Raw genomic sequence first — 24,071 nt, forward strand, 5'->3', positions numbered from 1 at the left:
ATGAAAAAAATCTTATACTTCCTATTGGCTATTATTTTATTAATAGCTGCAGTTCTGTTATTCAACACACTTAGATTAACTTCCAAACAAGTAGCTTCTGAACCTATTAAAGAATTAAATATTACAGATAATGTGTTCCAGAACCTTTCTCAGGCGGTTTCTTACCCCACAATATCTTTTAGTGAAGAATCAATACCTGATTCTACCGCCTTCAATGGATTTCATCAATTTTTGGATAGTACCTTCCCTTTGATACGTAAAAATCTTTCCCTGGAAAAAATTAGCGAATATAGTCTTCTATATAAATGGGAAGGAACTGATTCTTCCAAAAAACCCATTATTTTAATGTCACACCAAGACGTTGTGCCAGTAGATGAGCCTACACTGGAAAATTGGGAAGCAGGCCCATTCGAAGGAAAAATTTCCAATACCCATATTATAGGGAGAGGAACAATGGATGATAAAAGTTCTTTAATTGCCGTAATGGAATCTGTAGAAAAATTGTTGCAAGAATCATTCGCCCCATCCCAAACCATCTATCTGGCGTTTGGCCATGATGAAGAAGTTGGCGGTAAAAATGGAGCAGCCCAAATTGCCGCTCATTTAAAGAAAAAAGGGATTCATGCAGCCATGACCTTAGATGAAGGTGGTTTTCTTGCAGATGGTATGATTCCAGGAATAGAAAAATCAGTGGCCATGGTCAATCTTGCAGAAAAAGGGTTTGCGTCTTTTCGTCTTATTGTTGAAACTGAAGGAGGGCATAGTTCCCAACCTCCGCGAGAGAATACTATTGGTATGTTGGCACAGGCCATAGTGGACTTAGAAAGCAATCAATTGCCCTATAAGCTAGAAAAACCTGTGGACTATCAATTGGAATACATTGGAGCTGAACTATCATTTTTTAAAAAAATGGCCTTTGCCAATCCATGGTTGTTTAAAAAGCCCATTTTAAAAGCCCTAAATGCACATACCACCACGGCGCCCACAATCATAGGTGGTGGAGTAAAGAACAATGTAATACCTACAGTTGCAGAAGCCACTATTAACTTTAGGATTCTGCCTGGGGAAAGCATTGAATCTGTTAAAAAGCATATTGAAGAAACCATAAGTGATAAAATTAAGGTAGAGCCTGTTGGTTTTCTGACTAATCCTTCCCCTGTTTCAAAAATTGATTCTGACGCTTACAAAACTTTGGAAAAAACAATACGTTCTGTATTTCCAGAAGCCTTAGTGGTTCCCGGACTTGTGGGCGGTGGTACAGATGCCCGGTATTTTTATGATATTTCTGATGATGTATACCGCTTTTATCCCATGCGCATTAATGCCGATAATATGAAAGGCTTTCATGGTATCGATGAAAAAATAACCAAGGAGAACTACAAGGAAATTATTGCATTCACCTATAATTTGATTAAGAAATTTGGTTGAATATGATATGAGAAGCTTAGTTGGAATATTTATCCCAACCAACCTTCCCTATCCAAACTACGGTATTGTATGGCCTCGCTAATGTGATTACCACTAACATTTGGCGCGTTCTCCAAATCGGCAATGGTACGTGCCACTTTTAGAATACGGTCATAGGCCCTAGCAGAAAGGTTTAAACGTTCCATGGCATTTTTAAGTAATTCTTTGGAAGCGTCATCCAACCTACAGTATTCCCGTATCTGTTTGGTGTTCATCTGTGCATTGTAATGCACACTGTCCATTTCCTTAAATCGTGTAGTTTGTTTTTCCCGCGCTGCAGTCACCCTTTTTCTAATATCCACACTACTTTCCCCTTTTCTATCTTCAGAGAGTTTTTCAAAGGGTACTGGTGTTACCTCTATATGAATGTCTATTCTATCCAGTAAGGGCCCTGAAATTTTACTCAGATACCGTTGCATTTCCATGGGCGAAGAAGTCACGGGAGCATCTGGGTCGTTAAAATAACCACTGGGACTTGGGTTCATGCTTGCCACCAGCATAAAACTACTGGGATAGGTTACGGTAAACCTGGCACGGGAAATAGTTACTTCCCTGTCCTCCAAAGGCTGTCTCATTACTTCCAATACGCCCCTTTTAAATTCTGGCAACTCATCCAAAAATAAAACCCCATTGTGTGAAAGAGAGATTTCTCCCGGTTGGGGATACGCGCCCCCACCAACCAAAGCAACATCACTAATGGTGTGATGAGGGCTTCGAAAAGGTCTTTGGCTCATTAACCCCATATTCTTTACCTTGCCAACCACGCTATGTATTTTGGTGGTTTCCAAGGCTTCGTGCAAAGTCATTGGAGGTAAAATAGAAGGCAAACGTTTGGCCAGCATTGTTTTTCCCGCTCCTGGAGGACCAATCAATATAATATTATGTCCTCCTGCAGCTGCAATTTCCATACAGCGCTTTATACTTTCTTGACCTTTTACATCAGAAAAATCAAACTCAGGAAAATCCAAATTTTTATAAAACTCGGCACGGGTATCAATTATGGTTCTCTCTAGCTCCGCTCCCTTATCAAAATAATCAATTACTTCCTTTATATTCTCAACTCCATATACTTCCAAATCACCCACAATTGCAGCTTCCTTGGCATTTTCTTTGGGAAGGATAAATCCTTTAAAACCTTCTTGTTGTGCTTTTATGGCAATGGGCAACGCACCCTTTATGGGCTGTAAGCTACCGTCCAAGGAAAGTTCTCCCATAATAATATACTTCTCTATGTTTTCTGATTGAATTTGGTCAGAAGCGGATAAAATCCCCAATGCCAGGGTAAGGTCATAAGCAGAACCTTCCTTGCGCATGTCCGCAGGAGCCATGTTGATTGTGATTTTCTTCCCTGGGATTTTATACCCATTATTTTGAAGTGCAGCCGCAATACGATAATTACTTTCCTTTATGGCGTTGTCCGGGAGTCCCACTAAATGATAACCAATGCCCTTGTCAATGTTCACCTCAACTGTAATAGTTTCCGCTTCTACGCCAAATACAGCACTACCATAAATTTTTGTAAGCATAAAAAAGTTTATGGGTAAAAATAAGGTTTATTTTAAACTGATAAAATATACGGAATCTACTCCACAACAAATGTCTGTGTTAGGGTAAGTGGTTTGCCATAGGTTGTAAAGCCATTTAAGGTAATTTCATAAACACCAGAAATATCTGAAGTATAAAATTCAAAAACCTGGTTACTATTGTCTACAGTAAAGTTAGGGTTCCAATATAGCTGATTTCTATAATCTGGTATATGTTTATATTTCTCCATGGACATTTCATCATATGACTGATTATAATATCTTTTAGGTACCTCTGCCTTAAATAGTTCAAGGCTTTCTATATTTTCATTGGTCAATATTCCTTCTAGGCCCACTCCCTTCTTTGTCTCAATATAAATCATTCCCTTGTATTCCTTTCCTGCAAATACAAACTTTTCCCTAACCAGGCTAATGGTTTCCACCAAATTAGAATCGAACTCCATTAACTTTTCCACATTTTGAACCATTAATCCATTTACCAAAAACACAGGCGGAAAATCAACGTAGTCTGTGTAATTGTTTTCATAATCTTCTCTTACCCAAGCCGTTAATTTTCCATCTTGCCTTTTTACTCCCACATTCTCCACTACTTCTATAAGGCTTTCCCTTACTGTAGGAAATCTTGTGTATTCGTCCAAAATAAACACATCTGGAATACTTCCATTAAATGGCACTCCATACTCCATACTAATAATGGTGTCCTGTTTTATTTGGAAATATGCATTTTCTATTTGGTTATAAATACTACGTTTTACAATACTTTTTTCCATCTCTGGATTTATTTCCAATGTAGGAAATTGCAATTTTGAGTATTCTATATTGGGTTTAGAAAGAGGTTTAACTTCAAAATTCTCGGAATTATTTCCCATTAATTGAAAAAAGGCATTTTCTGCGCTTTGCTCCTTTTTAAAATAGCTATAAAAAATACCATTCTCAGTTGTATTAACCGCCCTTAGAACAAAGTCCTTTCCTGGCAAGGAAATAGCAACCGACTGGTTTGCCATTACTTCTTTGGTTTCTGCATTCCATACTTGTCCTGCCAACAATTCCCCTGTTTGCTCAGGAATTATGATACTATCATTTATTTTTTGGGGGATTGTTCTTTTAAGGTTTGGATATTTTTTTGCAAAATTCACAGATGTATGCTCCCTTACTTTAATTAGTTCTTCCTTCTTCCGTACGGACAAAGAATAGTTTCCATATCCCAAAGCACTCTTGTAATTCTTAAGTCCCAGAATAATTTTATCCCTTGTGGTGAACCTTTTTTTATTCAATGTATATGCAAAAGTAGAATCTACAAATTCGGGTGTCTTACCGTTCTCTTCCTTTACAATATCCTTTTTGTCCATATTAGCAGCAATCCCGTTATTAGGCTGGTTATTCTGATACGGGTTTACAATTGCTACATCAGTAGAAAAAAGCTGTTTTATGCCTCCATTGAGCATCCATCTTGTATAACCCAGTAATTTATAACTACCAGAAGGTAAAGAAGCCGGTACAAAAAAATCGCCCTGCCCCCTTCCTTGGTCCAAGATAATCTTATGCTCAAAAACTATATTTTTATCACTATCAATTAATTCAACATATCCTATTTTACTAATATTGCTCAATCTATAGGTGCTGGCATTAATATTATAGATACTGTAATAGAGGTACTCTCCTGGGAAGAACAAGGGACTATTTACATGTATGTACATGGTTTCCATGGAGGTCTGTTGCAAGCTTCTAAGCTCATCGGCATTTTCAATACGTACTTGCCCGGACAAACACAATGTTTGCAATAGAATAAGGAAAACTATGAGATTCTTCATTTGCACTATAATTTAGTTTAGTCAACCCAAAATTCAGGTTCAATATTACTACCCAATGTCGTGCAATCACCGCATTCACTTGGGGTTATTAAATAGGGTCCTGGACATGTTCCGATATTGCTTCCATTTTCACCATCATAATTTATAATACCTGCGTGAATGCTTTCTATGATAGATAATGGGCAAGGATTGGGATCCGAAGGACCTGAATAACAATACGACACATGCTCTAATGGTGCAGAATGGAAACTATCACAGTTATATGGGTTTGTTGGTAAATCCTCTCCCGCAAAAAAGTCTTCATAATTAAAGAATAATCTTTTTTCAGTAACCGAGGTTACTTCAAAATACCCTAAAGTAGTGGCTTCGCTATTTCCAATTTGGTGCACATTGCTATTAAGCAAGCCGGGTTGAATTTGGGAGAAAATATTCCCTGATTCAGAAAATTTACCAAGGCGATCATAATATGAGTAGGCTTCTGCAGACTGTACATATTGTTTTACCAAAATACTGTACCTGTGTGTTAATATATAATCGTCCCTACCAATAAATCTAATGGGAAACCTTATGAGTTTATCAGAAACAAGGTTTTCACTACTTGCCTGAATTATTGAATTTGAAGCAACGGTATTGTAGCACACTCTATTTTGTACTTCCCTAGGCACAATTTCCAAGTCATAGGTAATAGTAGGAAGTGCGCAGGGATCATAATTGGTTAGTTTAAAGTCATACTGGTTCCAATTCTCCGCTATTATCTTATACGTTTCCTCATACTCGTACTTATAATATTTGGATGCACTTGTCGAGTCATCATTGTCAATGAATATGGACATGCCCTCTACTCCCAAATCGTTTGTAATACGTTCTGCATAAAGATTGGTGATTTCTGATGTACCAACAATACTCATTTCATCAGATGTATATGATTCCCCATTCACTGTATTTATCTCTAAGCGATATGTTTTCCCCTCTTCTGCAGAAAAGGGGTTGCTAGATACATAGGTTCCAGGTTCAGATTCAAAAAAAGAGTATGTGGTGGCCTCGCTGTCTACTATGGACACCTCTGCATTTCTTTCAAAAGGGGGTACCGTATCATTCTCAAAACTGGATGCCCTACTCAACAGTACCTGCTGTTGTTTTATCTCGTTAGTGATAGAAGCCTCCACCACTAGGACATTTTCAAAATCCTGAGTCTGTACTTGTACACTTTCGGGTTCTATCTCCTCTATACAATTACATAGGATGACGCCTAATAAGGCAATTAAACAAGTTTGTATGTATCTTCTTTTTTCTTTCATAGTTACTCTTCTATCCAAAACTCTGGTACTACATTACTCCCCAAGGTGGTACAGTCCCCGCAAATATTTGGGGTAAAAATATGGGGCCCTGGACAAGCTCCCAAACCAATATCATTATCCGAAACATAAGATATCAAATCCATGTTCACTCTTTCAATGACAGATTGAGGGCAAGAGTTCATTGACAGTCCGGAAAAGCAAAATGAAACATGGGATTCTGGTGCCGAAAGCAAATTGTCACAATTAAAAACATATGGCGGCAAAGGCTCATTGGGGAAAAAGTCCTCGTAATTAAAGAACAACCTTCTTTCCGTTACGGAAGCCACTTCAAAATAGCCCAAAACATTGTCCCCCAAATCATTTTTGTTGACAATATTGCCATTGAGCAAACCGGGCTGTATTTGTGAAAACAAGGACCCTGTCTGCGAAAACTTCTCCAATCTATTGTAATAGGAATAAGCCGGTGCCGATTGCACAAATTGCTTCGCCAATATACTATATCTATAGGTTAAGATATAATCATTCCTGTTTATAAACCGTATAGGGAATCGCAAAACCTTGTTTTCCGACAACTCCACTGTACTGTTCTGTATTATGGTATTGGAATCAACAGTATTGTAACATACCCGCTCTTCCTCCTCCCTTGGGATAATCTCCAAATCATAGGTGGGTACCGGTAATGCGCAGGGCTCATAATTAGAAAGCTTAAAATCCATTGGCGCCCAATTTGGCGCTATAATCTTATAGGATTCTTCATAGGTATAACGATAAAACTGGCTATCCCCCTGAACCTCCTCACTATTTATATAAATGGACATACCCTCTTCCCCAAGGTCATTTATTATGCGCTCCGCATATAAATCCGTGATTTGGGAAATCCCTGCAATCGACATCTCATTGGAAATATATTGTTCCCCGTCCTTGGTGGTAATTTCCAAATGATAGTTCTTGCCCAGTTCCGCTTGGAACGGTTGCAGGGACATATAGGTCCCAGACACCACTTCTTCAAAATCAAATTTATTTCCCAATTCGTCCAAAATCATTACACTCGCATTTTCTTCCGTGTCCACCCCTACCCCTTTATTATAGTTTATAGGTGTGGCAGGATCATAAATTGTATCCGTTATTATATCCAACCTATTTGTAGCACGGCTCAACAATACCCTTTGCTTTTTCATTTCATTGGTCAAAACGGCTTCCACTACCAATACATCATCAAAATCATTAGTATCCAGTCTCTCCAGTTCCAATTCTTCTATGCACCCCACAAGAAAAACACATGGGATAAATAAGAAAATTAAAGAACATTCGCATCTCCTTTTTTCATTCATACCTAAAATTTAAAGTTATAGGTGATGGATGGGACAGGGATTGAAAAAATAGAACTTTGATACGCCTTTACTTCTCCATTCTCTGTTACAAAAAACACAGAATATGGATTATTCCTTCCCAATACATTGTATACAGAAATGGTCCAAAAACTATGGGCAAACTTCTTTATTTTATGGTTTCCCTCTATATTGAGTCCCAAATCCAACCTATAGTAATCAGGTATTCTAAACTCATTCCTATTGCTATAATATACATAATCAGCATTGTTGAATCTATAAGTCCCTATGGGATAAGTAACCGGTCTCCCTGTTTGATATACAAAATTGGCGGAAACACTGTAGCGCTTTGTAAACTTATAGTTGGTCACTAAACTAAGGTCATGCGGTTTGTCATAGTTTGAAGAAAAATATTCTCCATTATTAATGCGCTCATCGGCATATTCACTATCGAACTTTAAAAAGGACCTGGAATAGGTATACCCCAACCAACCGTTCAACTTCCCAGTGTTTTTTCTTAATAATAATTCCACCCCATACGCCTTGCCATCCCCCTGCAGGACTTCCGTTTCTATGTTCTCATTTAGAAGCAATTGAGCTCCTGTCTTAAAATCAATGGCATTTTTAAACTGCTTGTAATATCCTTCCAAACTATATTCATACATATTATCCTCAGAATTTTTGTATAGCCCCAAAGCATATTGGTAGCCCTGTTGAGGCTTTATATTAAGGTCAGAAAGTTTCCAAGTATCTATAGGTGATACAGTTGTATTGTTCGATAATGTATGAATGTATTGATAGCCACTATTAACGCTTCCTTTAATAGAAAATGTGGGTGTAAACAAGTATCTGGTTGAAAATCTGGCTTCTGGTCCTATATAGGTTTTAATAAATTCATATTCCCCATACTCCTCACTTCCCGTTCTACTACCATCATTTCTGGGCTCTCCTTCTTGATAGATATTTTGTGTGGAAGCCCCCAAAGCTGTAAAAAGGGAAAGCCTAAACCCAGCATCAATCAAAAGTTTATCATTGACTTTATAAGCATCTGAAATATAAATGGCAGATTCCAAGCCCTTCTCTTGGTCAACCGCCCTTGCTTCAATAGATGAATCCGACCCAGAAGGTTCAATACTTCCTGGCTCTACTACATATAACTTTGAGGCTATTCCGTAGTCAAATGTATGTTTAGAGTTGTATAGGTATCTTAAGTTGTATTTTAATTCAGTTTCGTTTACTTTATAACCTAACAAAAAATCTGTATTGGCTTCACCATCATAATCTATGTTAAATTGATAATTACTATTGGACAGGATTAAATCCCCCCGATTCTTCTCGCTATATGCATGTTTCCATTTTAAAGAAAAAAGTCGGTTACTGTATTTATATAATGAATCTGAGGTAATACTAAAAGCATCCTTACTATAATAGCCCATAGCACTTATACTATGCTTATCACTTATCTTATGGTCATACTTAGCAATAACATCATAAAAATTGGCAGAGCTATTTGCGAGATCAGGCTCATCTAAAGATTTCAATATCCAATCAGAATAAGTCCCTCTACCACCCAAGAGCAGCGATGATTCTTCTTTTTTCATGGGAACTTCCAACGCAATATTACTAGTCACAGGACCAATAGAAGCTTCCCCGCTAAATTTCTCCGTATTTCCTTCCTTACTTTGAATATCAAAAACCGAAGAGAGCCTACCTCCAAATTTAGCGGGAACGTTTCCCTTATAGATATCCACTCCCTTAGTGGTATAAGGGTTCAATGCCTGAAAAATTCCGAAGAAATGTGATGGATTATAAATTGTGGCATCATCCAATAATATTAAGTTTTGATCCGTTTTACCTCCTCTTACATTAAAACCAGCAGCACCTTCACCTGCAGAAGAAATTCCAGGAAGGTTTCTAGCTACCTGTAAAATATCCCGTTCTCCCAAAACCAATGGAATATTCTTGGATTCTTCAGAATCTATCTGGGCGCTACCTGTAGTAGCTTCTTCCACATTTCTAAAGGCATCTGCTTCCAGAACAACTTCATCCAACTGTTCCAGTCCTTCATTTAATGCAAGGTCCACGGTTCCTGAATTATAGACATAAAGTTCAAAAGTGGCATCTTCGATTCCCAATGCCCTGGTATTCATACGATTAATCCCATATGGGAGCTCTAATTCGTAATATCCAGTCTCATCTGTGGTTGTCCTAATATTTTGATTTTTTATTTGCACCACCAAATCCGGAATAGGTAAACCATTGGAAGCGTTGATGGCAACGCCAGAAATTTTTGCCAAACTGGTTTTTACTTCTTTTGAGGCTTTTCCTACTTGAATTTTCTGTACTCTATTGTCATTGGCAACCAACCGATCTGAATAAAAAATTGGGCGCAGTTGACGCTGATCTGTACCTGCTGTTGTTAGAATGGAGCTAGAATCTCTTTTAATAAAAAAATTGTTTGGTAGCTCATCATAAATAATATTGTTCTTTGTTAGAATAACTTTGTCACCATCAAGAATATAGAAATTAAGCTCTGTTTTACTTAAAAGTTCTTCTAAAACAACGGGCAAAGTTTCATTTTCAAAAGCTATGGAAATTAACTCATCACCAAACCATTCTTCAAGATAAAAGAATGTAGCATTGGTCTTGGTTTCCAGACTATCAATTACATTCTTTAAAGATTCATTCTCAACAACTAAAGTTATTCTTGTTGAATCAGACTGAGCTAATGAAAAGTTGAAGCATAAAGCGAACAATAAAAAAAGAAAAAAATGCTTGTAAAAATTATGAATAACATGATTAATTTTCAAACAAAATAATTTTAGTTCCTTCATTATATTCTTTTGATGCCCTAATATAAAAAAAGTGATTTAATATCATTGCTCTACAGGTGCAAATGTTAAAGAAGACTTGGCAGTTTTCTCAATCTCCTTTTTATTCATCATCATTTTTCTGAATTCTCCATTAATGTACATGTCTGCTTGATCATCATAATGGGGACTAAAAGGATTACCTGACTGACCCGTGGGCAATATGCTCATACTATTTTCTACATCAGAAAAATCTATGACCCGTCGTGTAGATGGTCCACCTGTTACCTTATATTTACCTGTACCATCATACCCAAAGGCCATATTGTTAATTACCTCTCTAGAGCCTTGTACGGGAAAAGGTCCTACATTAAAGTAAGAACGTAAAGATTCCACTTGCCCAATTGGATGACCATGCTCAATGGTATGTACCTTGTCCCATGTCCAGCTACTAATTTTATTTCCAAAATCATTTCTTAAGGATTCCATAGCTTCCACATAGGACTTATGAACAACATCTTGAAGAGTTTCCTCCTTATCTACTGTACGTATATCATTCCACCAAATGGAATTCTTATTTTCCAACAAAGGAGCAATTAAGCGTTTATGGAAGTGGGTGGATAAAAACTGCTTGAACATCTCTTCTCCCAATTCATCGTGAAAAGTGTTCTTTAAAACAAAATAAAGCCATCTTGTATATACAGTGGCCTCAATGCTATTAAGGGTATATGTCCCATTCCATAAACTAAGCTTATCCAGTAAAATTATTTGCTCATCTACCAACTCCTTTACTTTGACACTATTATACAAGTTCAAAAGTATTCTCGGATCAACTGCGGAGGTTACATCAGTAATCATTTCTCCAACAGCATCCCTATCCCAATCGTTTTTAGGTTCTAAGAGCTGGACTATTCTTTTTGCTCTATTCTCTGGTAGATAATACCCTGGATACAACATTCCTGCGATAGAATCGGGCTGGTTATTAGCAGAGTAGACATAATCCCAGGGAGGGTTGACCGCCTGTGGGTTTTCCGAAAAATCTATATAATTAACAAGTTCTTCTTTCCCAGATTCACCATTCAAAATAAACTTGGTATGCACACTATCTGACATGTGATAAAGCTTGGCACTAGCAAACCAAGCTACATTATTTTCTGCATCACCATACATTATATTTAAGCCTGGTGCGTGTAAATTAGGAAGCGCAGCCTTAAATTCAGTTAAATTATTGGCATGGGACATATCATAGACCACATCCAATATTTTGTTTTCGTGCTTTGTATACACCCAGGACATACTAATAGGTTCTTCTCCTTTGATTTGATTCGCTATTCCATTTAAAATAGGACCATGGTGTGTTTTTTTATAACTGAAGGTTACATCAACACTATCTTTTACTTTAATAATTTTATTTACAGTCTCATAGGTATTCCACCCACCAGCGGTTTGGTATTGAGTAGAGTCCTCTGGGTTTGTCTTTTCATAATAAAAATCAATATCATCATTCTCGAACATGGTCAATCCATAAGCCAATTTTCTATCATGTGCCAATAAAGGAAAAGGAACTCCTGCCAAATGATAACCATATTTTTCATACGTTGGTGTATTGAGATGGGCTTCATACCAAACTGAAGGTTGGGCAAAACCAATATGGGGATCATTAGCAAATATAACTTTACCATTCTTTGTTTTACTGGCTCCAATGACCCAACTGTTGCTTCCTTCAAATTGAGGTATGGGCAAACCTTTTAATGCATTGGTAACGGCGGCCATAACATTACCCAATAAAGAGTCTGAAGGTTGTTTGTTGTGGTTTTTTATCAATGTTGAGTTAGGATCTATGTCAATTGCAAGGTCCATTAAATACTCCACCCCCAATTTATTTTTGATATCAGTCAATAATGGATCTGTCTTATGGGCCTGCGCAAAACTAAAGGCCATATAGCCGAATGTATTATAAATATCAGTAAGGGTAAATGGTTCTTTGTCAATTCCAGTGAGATAGAACTCTATAGGGGTAGGCCCCTCCTCTATAAACTGGTTTATCCCATCTAAATAAGCCTCTGATAACTGAACCTTTTTGCTGCTCATGTCCAACTTTTTCAATGTTTCTTCAGTGGCATCATCTATTCCAAGAGAAAGAAAAAATTTATCGGTACCCAGCATATCCTTTCCAAAAACCTCAGAAAGTCCACCCCTACCTATTCTGCGTAATAATTCCATTTGCCAAAGCCTATCTTGGGCATGAACATAACCAAGTGCTCTTATAGCATCTTCTTCATTTTCTCCATAAATATGGGGAATTCCATAGGCATCATAATGCACAGTGACTTCTTGGGTGAGTTTTGATAGCCCTTTTTTTCCCTTATAGTCAGGTTTTAACGTATTGGCAAATATTCCGGCTCCTAAAAGCAGTATCAATATCAGAATGCCCAATATGGCAAGTACTCTTTTAATATTTTTCACAAACAGAATTATTAGAAACTTAAAGGTAATTGTTTTTAAAAATAACCAAAAACAAAAAGTTCCTATCGTCTATAATTCTTCAAACCTTTCTCCAACCAATGCTTATACGTATCCTTATCCACATATTGCATGGATGAATTAAGCACTTCCATTTGCGGTGAGAGAAGCACATAAAATGGCTGTGAAGCTGCATTAAAGTTAAGGGTTTGAAAAGTGCCCCACTTTTTTCCCACTGTATTGATGGTCTTTACCCTTCCAGAATTAAATTTATAATCAAATTGCTGGTTTTCAGGTAATTCTTTTCTGTCATCCACATAGAGTGAAATCAAAACATATTCTTCATTAATGATTTTGTATACATCTGGCTCACTCCATACATTCTCCTCCATCTTGCGGCAATTTACACAAGCCCAACCTGTAAAATCCAATAAAATGGGCTTACCTGCATTCTTAGCATGAGCAACCCCCTCATCAAAATCCTTATAACAATCAATCCCTAAAGGGCAATCACTTTTTTGCTCAAAAACACTGTAGAATTTAGGAGGTGGAAATCCACTTAATAATTTAAGGTCGTTTACTTTGAACAACCCCAAAATGAGGTACAACGAAAAAACAGCACTGACAATCCCTATAAATATTCTAGGTAATGATGGTCTCTGTTTTGGCGCATCATGGGAAAAACGAATCAACCCAAAAAGGTATAGGGTCAATAAAATGGAAATAACAATCCATATCCCCATAAAAATTTCCCATTTCAAAAATCCCCAATTACCAACCAAATCAGCATTGGATAAAAACTTAAGTGCCAATGCCAATTCCAAAAACCCTAACACCACTTTGACAGTCGTCATCCAACCACCGGATTTTGGTAAGGAATTTAACCATGCAGGAAAAAGAGCAAACAATGCAAACGGCAACGCCAAAGCAACTCCAAATCCAAGCATCCCGACCGATAAATTTGTAGCTACATCGCCTTCGGCTAATGCAGTACTGCCCAAAAGACCTCCTAAAATAGGCCCGGTACAAGAAAAAGAAACAATGGCCAAGGTAACTGCCATAAAGAAAATACCAATAACACCACCTACTTTGGAGGATGCATTATCCATTTTATTGGCCCATGAACTTGGTAATGTCAATTCATAGTATCCAAAAAAAGAAAAGGCAAAAAACACAAAAATCAAAAAGAAAAACACATTAAGCCATATGTTGGTTGCAATGGTATTTAGTATCTGTGAATCAACGGAATCAAACAAATGAAAAGGAAGACTCAATAAAAAATAAATGACCACTATAAAAAGACCGTACAAAATAGCATTTGCAATGCCTTTGGATTTAGTCTTGGATTGTTTGGTAAAAAAGGAAACAGTAAGGGGAATCATAGGAAACACACAGGGTGTCAAAAGAGCTATTAACCCTCCTAAAAAACCAAGCCCAAAAATGGTCCACAATCCTGAACTACCATTGGCCACATCCTCCACCCCTTCATTGAGACGTTCTTTATTCTTTAAATCCAGCTCCATTGAGGCACTTAACGTTTTGCTTAGGTCATCAACAACCTTATCCTCCAAAACAACTGTATTTCCTCCAAGGGATATAGTAAAATCGAATTCCTTATTAAAACAAACTTCTTTACATACTTGATACCATAGATTTACATCAATTAAATCAATATCAGGTTTTAAAAGTTTTATTTTCTGGGTAAAAACAGCAATGTCCGAGAAAAAAGTTTCATCCACTTCAAAAGCCTCACTATACTCAGTATGTGTCTCACTTTCCAATGTTTCACCAACCAACTCATAATCCTCACCTGCATTTACATAGGTAAACTCACTAGGTAGCGAACCTCCATCCGAGGTGTGTTGGGAATATACATGCCAATCCTTTAATATTATCCCTGTAAAGATCAACTCGTATTCGGTATCGGAAAGTTTGTTTACCGTATGGGACCAGGCCACTGGGTCATCCTCCTTTTGCGCATTCCCAAATGCAAATGCCAAAATAATGATGAATAGAGTTACTACATTTTTAATCACAATACCGAAAACTTTAAAATTGATTTGGTCTTATTACTTATTTTATAACGTTCATCCGCTCTTTTTCCTATAATCCAGACAATATTATTCTCCGAACACAGGATCCATTGCTTTTCTTTTTCAATAAGGCTCATCTTCTCGTCCTTAAAAAATTTAGAAACTTTTTTCTTTTGTCCTTTCATTCCTATAGGATAAAAATAGTCGCCTTTTTCCCATTTCCTTATCGTTAAAGGATATTTTAACGTTTCCTCATCAACATACAATGTAGTTCCTGATGTTTTTGTCATTGTCTTTACCTCAGAAATGGACATATGGAAAGGAACTTTCAAATCAATCCGATCACTATCAATTTGATACCTCTGATTGACTTCAGTATTCAAATTTTGCAGTAAAAGATACTCTCTATTCTTAAGCAATCTATGGGTTTTAGAAAATACCTCCTTACCACTTTCACCTACTAAGAGTCCAGCAACATCATCCCATTCCGTAAACCCATATTCTTTAAACAACCCATATAAGTAAGCATTCAACGGAACACATTTTTTAAGCTCAGCAATTTCAATCTTTACTATATCCCCTTCTTTTTTTAAAAGCTTCTCTTTTACTTGTTCTAAATAATCTTCAGCCAATATGGAAGATTGCTTCAAATAGTCTTGGGTCTTTATAAAATTGGCCAAAAAAGTAGGGTTTAGCTCTTTAAGTAATGGAACTATTTGATGCCGAATTTTATTCCTCACATACTTAATTTCCTTATTGGTGCTGTCCTCTCTCCATTTCAGTTTCTCTGAATTTGCATACTCTAAAATTTGCTCCCGTGAGAATCTTAACAAAGGTCTGGAAATGGTATCAGTTTTAGCAGGAATTCCGGTAAGACCATCAATACCTGTACCTCTAGAAAGATTAATTAAAAAAGTCTCTAAATTATCATCTGCATGATGGGCCGTTACCAATTTTTCAATCCCATTCTTCTCCATTACTTTCGCAAACCAATTGTATCGTAATTCTCTAGCTGCTACTTGTAGTGATACTTTATTTTTTGAAATATATTCCTTTGTATTAAAACTAGTTACAAAACATTCTTTTTTTAATTCAATAGCTAAACTTTCTACAAACTTTTCATCCCCATTGCTTTCTTTTCCCCTTAAATTAAAGTTGCAATGTGCCAAGGCATATTGCAAATTTAGTTTTGCGAAAAGATGTGCCAAAACCACACTATCCAATCCACCACTGCACGCCAATAAAAATACTGTGTTCTTTAGTTCTGGAAAATGATTCTTAATATGTAAATGGAATTCTTTTAGCACTGGACAAAAGTACTCAAAGTTGTTGCTGTAACCAATTCTTAACAGTCTCTAACATTTCATCCCTACAAAGGTCATAATGTAATTCGTGATACCCGCCTTCAAAAAGTTTTAACTCAGTTACACTGGCGTTATCATGAAAGTCGACCGTTCCTTTATAATCTATTATAGAATCAGCCGTACCATGAAGCAATAGGGTTTTTATCTTGAGTTGATTTGCTTGTTCTATGGCCCATTCCCCAGCATTGATTACTGGAAAAGTGTACATAGGACTCACTTTGTCATGTGTCAAAGGGTCGTTTATATACTTTTCTACTTCGTTCGAAATGCTTGAAATTCCTTTTGGGTCCAATCCAGAAGGCAATGTAATTGCTGGCCATATGGTCATCATAATTTTTCCCATAATCATTTTCCACTTTGGTGGCACCATAGCCAACCTTAGATATGGACTTGTAGCAATAACTCCCCTAATGTTCGGTGATTTTCTTAAGGCATAGTTTAAAACCAAATTCCCCCCCATACTGTGACCATAAAGAAATAACGGCTTGGTAGGGAATAAAGTTTCCGCCTTTATCAATACCCTGGTAATGATATTTAATAGGCCATCATAGCTTGGACAATGCCCTCTCTTACCTTCCGACTTTCCGTGGCCAATATTATCATAAAGCACTACCGCCAAGGAGCACTTTAAAAGCATGGGGACCACATGTTCTAAATAACGGCCAGAATGCCCTCCCATACCGTGGATTACTACAACAACACCTTTTACTTCTTCTGGTTGAGTGTGTTTTCCAAATATGGAGGCTCCATTATATTGGAAAGAAAATTCTTCAAGCTGCATTGGTTCAATAGTTTGGCAGCCTCAATTTAAGGAATTATTTTGAAGTATCAGCACCTTCCAAGACCTCTCTCATGGCCTTTGCCTTAATTAAACACTCTTCGTATTCTTTTTCCGGTATAGCTTTTGCCGTTATGGCCCCTCCAACGGAATAGGAAACATATTTATTTGTAGCATTGTATAATATACTGCGAATGACCACATTAAAGTCAAATTCATTATTAGGGGTAAAATAACCTACAGCTCCACTATACAAGCCACGTTTGGTTGCTTCCAGTTCTTCTATAATCTTCATTGCGGAGACTTTTGGTGCCCCTGTCATACTGCCCATGGGAAAGGTTTCCTTTATAATTTCCACTGGGTCTTTGGATTTTGAAACTTTGGCGACAACTGTAGAAATCATTTGATGTACTTGTTCAAAAGTATATACCTTGCATAGCTCCTTCACCTTTACACTTCCTTTTTTAGCACTTTTAGAAAGGTCATTGCGCACCAAATCCACGATCATGATATTCTCTGCTCTTTCTTTTGTATCATTTTCAAGGCTTTTGATCAATAAAGCATCTTCCTCTTTGTTGGGGGAACGTTTGGCCGTTCCTTTTATGGGTTGCGAAACCACATTGTTCTTTCTCCTTTTTATATATCTTTCTGGCGAAGCAGACAACAAATACTTATCCCAAATTTTTAAATAGGTTGCAAAGGGGGCTCTTGAAATTTCATTAAGTCTATTATATATTTTAAGAGGGTCTATAACAGTATCTTGTGCATAGAACTCCTGACAAAAATTAGCTTCATATATATCTCCAATTTGAATATGATTCAGCATTTTCTCTACCCTTTTAAAATATTCATCCTTAAAAATTCTAAGCTTTATTTTTACAGGATGCGTTTCAATTATTGGATGTGGTTTTTCAAAAAATCCTTTGGAGATTAAATTAAAATCATCTTCAATTTCATCATTAACCATCTTTAAATAAAGGAAATCCACTTTATTCCCTTTTATTCTGATTATTTTTTTAGGTTGAAAAAAGCAGAGTTCCGGAAACTCCAAACCATCAAAATTACTAGAAGAAAGTACTTCAACATCATTTTTTAAATCGTAGGATAAATACCCAAAAATCCAGTCCTTGGCACCATTCTGGTACTCCTTTAAATCATTGAAGGCATCTTGGGAGTCGGTCACCAAACTTGTTAGGGCATCCACTGCCAACAGTCCATCAAAAGAACTGTATTTATCATTGTGCCCATTGCTATCCAGCCATACAACTTCATCAAACTGTTGGGCCCATTGGAGTAAAGCATGCTTAAAACTAGTACTTTGGGGGACAGTAAAAGAAACCTTTTTGCGCAAGTTCTTTGTTTTTAGATGGAACTTAAAAAGTCATTCAAGGCATCCTTGTAGGCATCGGACAATTCAGAATCGGTAATTCCCTTTTCTTCGTTAAAATTAGTGTTGAAAGAAGGCAATGAAAAAGAAGAAACAATCTCACCTCCAAATCTTGGAAAAGAAGAAGATATAACACCCAAGGAACTTTTGGCCCCTCCTTTTCCAGGAGAAGTGGACATCAACAATATTTTTTTTCCTTCTAAAAATTTTCGCTCTACTCGTGATAACCAATCCAACAGATTCTTAAAATAAGCAGACGGATTTCCATTGTGTTCATTTACAGATACAACCAGTGCATGAGCAGACTTAATATCATTTTTAAGTTCAATCAATGAGTTGGAATAGCCATTTTCTCTTTCGTAATCTTCACTATACATGGGAAACGGAAAGTTTGCCAAATTAAGAAGTTGTATATCATGCCCATCTATTTGGGATATAGTATGTTGTACTAATTTAAAATTAATAGAGGTAGAAGAATTGCTTCCAGCAAATGCCAATATCTTTGCCATAGTTTTGTGTTTAGATGGACTAAAATACCCAAATAACGTCAATTTGTGAGGAATTTGCATAATTTTACGCCGCTAAAAACCCGAAGTCACTGACTTATAAGCACATTGAGGATATTCCATAGTAAATGAAGCAAAGAACCGGTCGTTTATATTTTATTGATGCCATGCGTGCATGGGCCATTCTAATGATGCTGCAAGGGCATTTTGTAGATGGTCTTTTGGATAACTCTTTTAGGGATGATGCCAATTGGGCGTATGCTACATGGAAATATTTTAGAGGGATTACCGCTCCTGTATTTTTTACAGTATCAGGCTTTATTTTCACATTTTTGTTGACCAGAACGGACCGCATAGGCAAGAACAATCCTAGGGTTAAAAAAGGGTTAAAACGGGGTGTACAATTACTGCTAATAGGGTATCTACTTCGTACTAATTTTGGAGGGCTGTTCAAAGGGCACATTTATGGTGGGTTTTATCTAGTGGATGTATTGCATTGTATTGGGCTGTCATTAATTGGCATCATCATTATTTATCTGGTAAGCTATAGGAGTATCAAATATATTTTCCCATCGCTATTGCTTGTCATCAGTTTATTGCTTTTTCTGTTAGAACCCCAATACAAGGCTCTATCTTACTCCTTTCTTCCTGAAGCTTTGGCCAATTATTTTACGAGGGCCAACGGCTCGGTCTTTACTGTAATTCCTTGGTTTGGCTATGCCGCTATTGGCGGATTCCTATCTACTCTTTTTAACCGTTTTAAGGATGCTAAGCATTTATATATTTACACCATTTCTATAGCTTCTATTGCAGGGTTATGGCTCATTTATAAGTCATCCGCTTTTTTTGTTAACATGGAAAGATGGACCGGCTTGGAGCTCTTCAAAGGCGTCTATTCCAATAACTACTTGTTCATAAGGTTAGGTGATGTTTTACTTGTTTTTGCGGTATTTATGCTGCTTAGAAGGTTAATGGAGAACAAAACATTGTTAAAAATAGGACAGAGCACCCTTTCCATCTATGTGGTTCATTTTATAATTCTATACGGTAGTTTTACAGGAATGGGGCTGTACCGTTATTTTAATCATTCCCTCGCACCCCAAGTAGTAATTCCCTGTGCCATTCTATTTATGTTTATTTGCACATTTATTGCCCTCCAGTACGAAAAGTATAAAGAAACAATAAAGGGTTTACTATTAACACTACGTAAATATTTTTGGGAGCACCTAAAGGCCTGGTACAGAATGGGAATACAATTGCTTAAACGAAGATAAAAACTTACGCTATTTTTTTGTAGATTTCATCTAGTTAAATAGTCCAACATACAGAGATGAAAAATCTAGACGACAATACCTTAGATTGGAATGATTTCATGAAAGTTGAAATAAGGGCAGGTACCGTTATTGATGCAGAAATTTTCAAGGAAGCAAAAAATCCAGCCTACAAACTCATGGTAGATTTTGGGGAACATGGATTACGAAAAACCTCAGCTCAAATAACCAAACTGTATGCTGATTCCAAAACCTTAATTGGGAGTCAAGTTATAGCGGTAATTAATTTTCCTCCTAAACAGATTGCCAATATTATGAGTGAGTGTCTTGTTTTGGGTTGTGTTGGTGAAAATAAAGAGGTTACTTTAATTCAACCTGAAAGAAAAGTTGAAAATGGCACTAGAGTAGGTTGATTTTTAATTTGAGTTGCTCTAAAAGTTTTAAAATCTGGTCCTTTATGTATAAAAGGTGAATTTGATATAAATTAAAAACAAAAGATTATGAAACCAAAGTTTTGGACAAGTGAAAAAGTACTCAGCCTATCAGCCCTGTTGGTTAGTTTATTGACTTTGGCGGTTTTCATATACCAAACACAACTAATTAGAAAACAGCAATATATGTCGGTCTACCCTCATTTAAATTTTGCAAACATTGGGGGGCATACCTTGGAATACACCTATGTATTAAAAAATGATGGTGTTGGACCCGCATTTATACGGTCGGTAAAGGTCAATGGCCCCAATGGAAAGTCTTACAAAGATGTAATTAACTACGTAGAAGAAAATTTAGCTAAAAATGATTCCGTCTTGTTCTACTACGCAAATCTTTCAGAAGGACGTTTGGTTTCTGCAGAGGAAGAAATTCCTATAATAACACTTATGAATAAGGAAAAAACCCGGGAATTGAACTTATCGGACAATACATTGGAAAAATCAAACAAGTTGTATGACATCTTAAATAATGATAGTCTTAAAATTGAGATTGAATACGAATCCATCTATGGAGAAAAATGGGTTCTAAAAAATGGAGGAAGCGGGCCTGTAAAAAAGTAGCTCCCTTTTACACCCTAAGACATTCTATTTTTAATTAAATTTGAGTAAAACCAATTAATCAAGATATTATGAAAAAAATTATCGTGGCACTATTTGTTGCCACTTGCTTTGTTCAAGTTAATGCCCAAGAAGTGGGTATTATCATGGGCACGGCCAGAGAACTAATGAGAGATGATGTTGAGGATGGACTCATTAAGCTAAAGGAAATGGGCGTAAAGTATATTGAGGGTGCAGGAACCAGAAGTATGCCAAGAGAACAGTACAAAGCGTTGTTGGACAAACATGGTTTTGATGTAGTTGCCGGTGGAACTGGGTTTGAAATGTTGCAGCACCGAGATAGTGTGGCCAAGGTCATAGAAAATTTAAAATTCTTTGGCGCAGAGTATGCCACCTGTTATTGGATTCCCCATGATGGAAACAATTTCACCTTTGAGGACATGAAAAAAGGGGTCGAGGTCTTTAATAAGGCTGGAAAACAATTTGCTGAAGCGGGCATATCCTTTTTGTACCATGCACATGGATATGAATTTAGACCCTATGATGGACCGGGCACCATGTACGACTATATGATGGAGAATACAGACCCAAGGTATGTAAACATAGAAATGGATGTGTTTTGGATGAGAAACCCTGGGCAGGACCCAGCCGCACTTTTAAGAAAGTATGCAGGCAGGTACCCAATTACACATTTAAAGGATAGACTAATAGGAACAGAAGACAATTTAAATGGTAGACAGGACAAGGAGAAAAATGTGGTGTTGGGTTCTGGAGATGTAAACATTGCCGCGGTAATGAAGGCTGCCCGAGAAACAGGGGTAAAATATCACTTTATTGAGGATGAATCCTCTAGGGCTGCCATACAATTACCCATGCATTTGGCCTATTTAAAATCATTGGATTATGATGTTAAAGCTGTGGATGCCACTGTTGTAAAACTACACAAAGCTATGGTGGAAGCCGATTCTCTTAACCTGTACAACCTTACATCAAAGGAGCTTACTTATGGCCATTCCAGTGGCGCCATAGAAGACCAAGATGCCTATGTATATGCCTTGGTAAGTGGTGGGTCCGATTTTGCGAAAATTGAATTTGCAGACCAAGACATTACCGTAAAAGGCAATGTTGCTTGGGTACGTGGAGTTATGCAGGCAGATTTGGTGAATGCAGGGGTCACAAGTCCCATTACACTAAAAATGTTGTATGTGTTTACCAAAGAAAGTGGGTACTGGAAACTGTTGGCAAGACAGGCCGTACGATAAATATAGTATTCTGAAATATTGAAAAGCACCGTGATTTTAACTCTTGGATAAAGGGATGAAAAAGGCGATTGGCTAAAGAATCTAAAAAAAGTAAGAACTCCAAAAGAAGGTTTTCTTGTGGAAATCAAGTAAAATTCTATCAATTAAGATTTAAAGACAAAAGCGGTCCAGAAATATCTGGACCACTTTTACTTTTTTATCATTCTAAAAAATAGTACCCTAAAAACGTTCTTAAGAGAACATTTTAAATATGCATAGCTCTATCCGCTGTAGCGGCCATTGCTGCTTCTTTTACAGCTTCCGCGTATGTTGGGTGTGCATGGCTCATTCTGGCAATATCCTCTGCAGATGCCCTAAATTCCATCGCAGTTACCGCCTCGGCTATTAAATCGGCCACACGAGCACCAACCATATGTATTCCCAATACTTCATCAGTAGCTGAATCCGCTAAGATTTTTACAAATCCATCTATATCCATACTGGCTCTAGCTCTACCCAAAGCACGCATTGGAAACTGTCCCACCTTATAAGAAACCCCAGCTTCTTTTAGCTCTTCTTCAGTTTTGCCAACAGCTGCAACTTCAGGCCAGGTGTAAACCACTCCAGGAATCAAATTATAATCAATATGTGGTTTTTGCCCTGCCAAGATTTCAGCAACCAAGGTTCCTTCTTCTTCTGCTTTATGGGCGAGCATTGCTCCTTTTACCACATCTCCAATTGCATAGATGTTAGAAACATTGGTCTGTAAATGTCCGTTAACCTCTACTCTACCCCTATCATCCAATTTTACACCTGCAGCATCTGCATTTAATCCATCTGTATAAGGTTTTCTCCCTACAGAAACCAAGCAATAATCGCCTGTAAAAACTACTTCTTCTCCTTTTTTGTTATCGGCTTTTACAATAACCTCATCCCCTTTTCTCTCTACAGACTTTACTTTGTGCGAAAGGTTAAACTTCATTTTACCTTTTTTAAGGACTTTCATTAATTCTTTGGAAAGTGCCCCGTCCATTCCAGGGATAATACGGTCCATATATTCCACAACAGTTACCTCTGCTCCCAATCGTTTGTATACCTGACCCAATTCCAGACCAATAACGCCACCCCCAATCACAATCATGTGTTTTGGAATTTCTTTAAGCTCTAAAGCCTCTGTGGAAGTAATGATTCGTTCCTTATCTATTTTGATAAACGGTAAAGAAGAAGGCTTGGAACCGGTAGCAATAATTATATTCTTGGCTTCAATCGTTTCTACCTTACCATCATTTTTGGTTATGTTTACGTGAGTGGTATCTTTAAAACTGCCCAAACCCTCAAAAACATCAATCTTGTTTTTATCCATTAAAAACTGAATGCCTTTTGTAGTTTGGTCTACCACACCTTGTTTACGGGCCACCATTTGCTTTAAATTCACTTTTATCTCACCTGGAATATCAATACCATGCTCCTCAAAATGCTTTATAGCATCCTCATAATGGTGAGAGGAGTCCAACATGGCCTTGGAAGGAATACAACCCACATTTAAGCATGTACCACCCAAAGTGGAATATTTTTCAATAATTGCAGTTTTCATTCCTAATTGTGCGCAACGTATTGCTGCAACGTACCCTCCTGGGCCAGAGCCAATAATGGCCACATCATATTGAGTCATATTGTAAATTTAATGAACTATAGTAGTACAAAAGTACAAATGTTTTTGT

17 protein-coding genes are annotated in these 24,071 nt (G+C 37.1%); 5 read left to right on the forward strand and 12 right to left on the reverse strand.

Annotation, left to right across the window (positions count from 1 at the left end; genetic code table 11):
* Positions 1-1,428, forward strand: a complete 1,428-nt coding sequence (locus GGR42_RS02675) for a M20 family peptidase (RefSeq protein ID WP_167960588.1) — start codon at positions 1-3, stop codon at positions 1,426-1,428.
* 29 nt (positions 1,429-1,457) lie between these two features.
* On the opposite strand, the gene GGR42_RS02680 is transcribed toward GGR42_RS02675, so the two are convergent.
* From GGR42_RS02680 to GGR42_RS02730, 11 genes are all read right to left on the reverse strand, one after another.
* A complete protein-coding gene (locus tag GGR42_RS02680; RefSeq protein WP_167960590.1) occupies positions 1,458-2,993 on the reverse strand; it encodes a YifB family Mg chelatase-like AAA ATPase in 1,536 nt (511 codons plus the stop codon).
* Positions 2,994-3,049: 56 nt separating this feature from the next.
* Positions 3,050-4,822 carry a hypothetical protein gene (locus GGR42_RS02685; protein WP_167960592.1) on the reverse strand — a complete coding sequence of 591 codons (1,773 nt, stop codon included), beginning with the start codon at positions 4,820-4,822 and terminating at the stop codon, positions 3,050-3,052.
* Positions 4,823-4,839: 17 nt separating this feature from the next.
* The gene (locus GGR42_RS02690; protein ID WP_167960594.1) at positions 4,840-6,120 is read right to left on the reverse strand and encodes a DUF4249 domain-containing protein; all 1,281 of its coding nucleotides are present in this window, start codon (positions 6,118-6,120) and stop codon (positions 4,840-4,842) included.
* A gap of 2 nt (positions 6,121-6,122) precedes the next feature.
* Positions 6,123-7,451, reverse strand: coding sequence for a DUF4249 domain-containing protein (locus GGR42_RS02695; RefSeq protein ID WP_167960596.1), 1,329 nt, complete (start codon positions 7,449-7,451; stop codon positions 6,123-6,125).
* Positions 7,452-7,453: 2 nt separating this feature from the next.
* Complete coding sequence (locus GGR42_RS02700) at positions 7,454-10,258, reverse strand: TonB-dependent receptor (RefSeq protein ID WP_245201378.1); 2,805 nt, start codon at positions 10,256-10,258, stop codon at positions 7,454-7,456.
* A 66-nt stretch (positions 10,259-10,324) separates the two neighbouring features.
* Positions 10,325-12,724 carry a penicillin acylase family protein gene (locus GGR42_RS02705; protein ID WP_167960600.1) on the reverse strand — a complete coding sequence of 800 codons (2,400 nt, stop codon included), beginning with the start codon at positions 12,722-12,724 and terminating at the stop codon, positions 10,325-10,327.
* Between the two features lie 62 nt (positions 12,725-12,786).
* A complete protein-coding gene (locus GGR42_RS02710) occupies positions 12,787-14,757 on the reverse strand; it encodes a protein-disulfide reductase DsbD family protein (protein WP_167960602.1) in 1,971 nt (656 codons plus the stop codon).
* Positions 14,754-16,061 carry a tRNA lysidine(34) synthetase TilS gene (tilS, locus tag GGR42_RS02715; RefSeq protein ID WP_167960604.1) on the reverse strand — a complete coding sequence of 436 codons (1,308 nt, stop codon included), beginning with the start codon at positions 16,059-16,061 and terminating at the stop codon, positions 14,754-14,756. The genes GGR42_RS02710 and tilS overlap by 4 nt, the downstream gene beginning before the upstream one ends.
* Before the next feature lie 13 nt (positions 16,062-16,074).
* Positions 16,075-16,899, reverse strand: coding sequence for an alpha/beta hydrolase (locus GGR42_RS02720; RefSeq protein ID WP_167960606.1), 825 nt, complete (start codon positions 16,897-16,899; stop codon positions 16,075-16,077).
* Positions 16,900-16,933: 34 nt separating this feature from the next.
* Positions 16,934-18,247, reverse strand: a complete 1,314-nt coding sequence (locus GGR42_RS02725; protein WP_167960608.1) for an anthranilate synthase component I family protein — start codon at positions 18,245-18,247, stop codon at positions 16,934-16,936.
* Positions 18,248-18,258: 11 nt separating this feature from the next.
* Positions 18,259-18,792 (reverse strand): NADPH-dependent FMN reductase, encoded by a 534-nt coding sequence (locus tag GGR42_RS02730; RefSeq protein WP_167960610.1) that lies wholly within the window; start codon positions 18,790-18,792, stop codon positions 18,259-18,261.
* Between the two features lie 125 nt (positions 18,793-18,917).
* On the opposite strand from GGR42_RS02730, the gene GGR42_RS02735 reads away from it, so the two are divergent.
* From GGR42_RS02735 to GGR42_RS02750, 4 genes are all read left to right on the forward strand, one after another.
* Positions 18,918-20,063, forward strand: a complete 1,146-nt coding sequence (locus GGR42_RS02735) for an acyltransferase family protein (protein ID WP_167960612.1) — start codon at positions 18,918-18,920, stop codon at positions 20,061-20,063.
* A 56-nt stretch (positions 20,064-20,119) separates the two neighbouring features.
* Positions 20,120-20,473, forward strand: a complete 354-nt coding sequence (locus tag GGR42_RS02740; protein ID WP_167960614.1) for a tRNA-binding protein — start codon at positions 20,120-20,122, stop codon at positions 20,471-20,473.
* An 87-nt stretch (positions 20,474-20,560) separates the two neighbouring features.
* A complete protein-coding gene (locus GGR42_RS02745) occupies positions 20,561-21,112 on the forward strand; it encodes a hypothetical protein (RefSeq protein ID WP_167960616.1) in 552 nt (183 codons plus the stop codon).
* Positions 21,113-21,180: 68 nt separating this feature from the next.
* A complete protein-coding gene (locus tag GGR42_RS02750; protein ID WP_167960618.1) occupies positions 21,181-22,371 on the forward strand; it encodes a TIM barrel protein in 1,191 nt (396 codons plus the stop codon).
* Between the two features lie 244 nt (positions 22,372-22,615).
* Here GGR42_RS02750 and lpdA read toward each other — a convergent pair whose 3' ends face one another.
* Positions 22,616-24,022, reverse strand: coding sequence for a dihydrolipoyl dehydrogenase (gene lpdA, locus GGR42_RS02760; protein ID WP_167960620.1), 1,407 nt, complete (start codon positions 24,020-24,022; stop codon positions 22,616-22,618).
* Positions 24,023-24,071: the final 49 nt, after the last annotated feature.

The sequence above is a fragment of the Saonia flava genome, from assembly GCF_011927795.1.
In the GTDB taxonomy this organism is placed as follows: Bacteria; Bacteroidota; Bacteroidia; order Flavobacteriales; family Flavobacteriaceae; genus Saonia; species Saonia flava.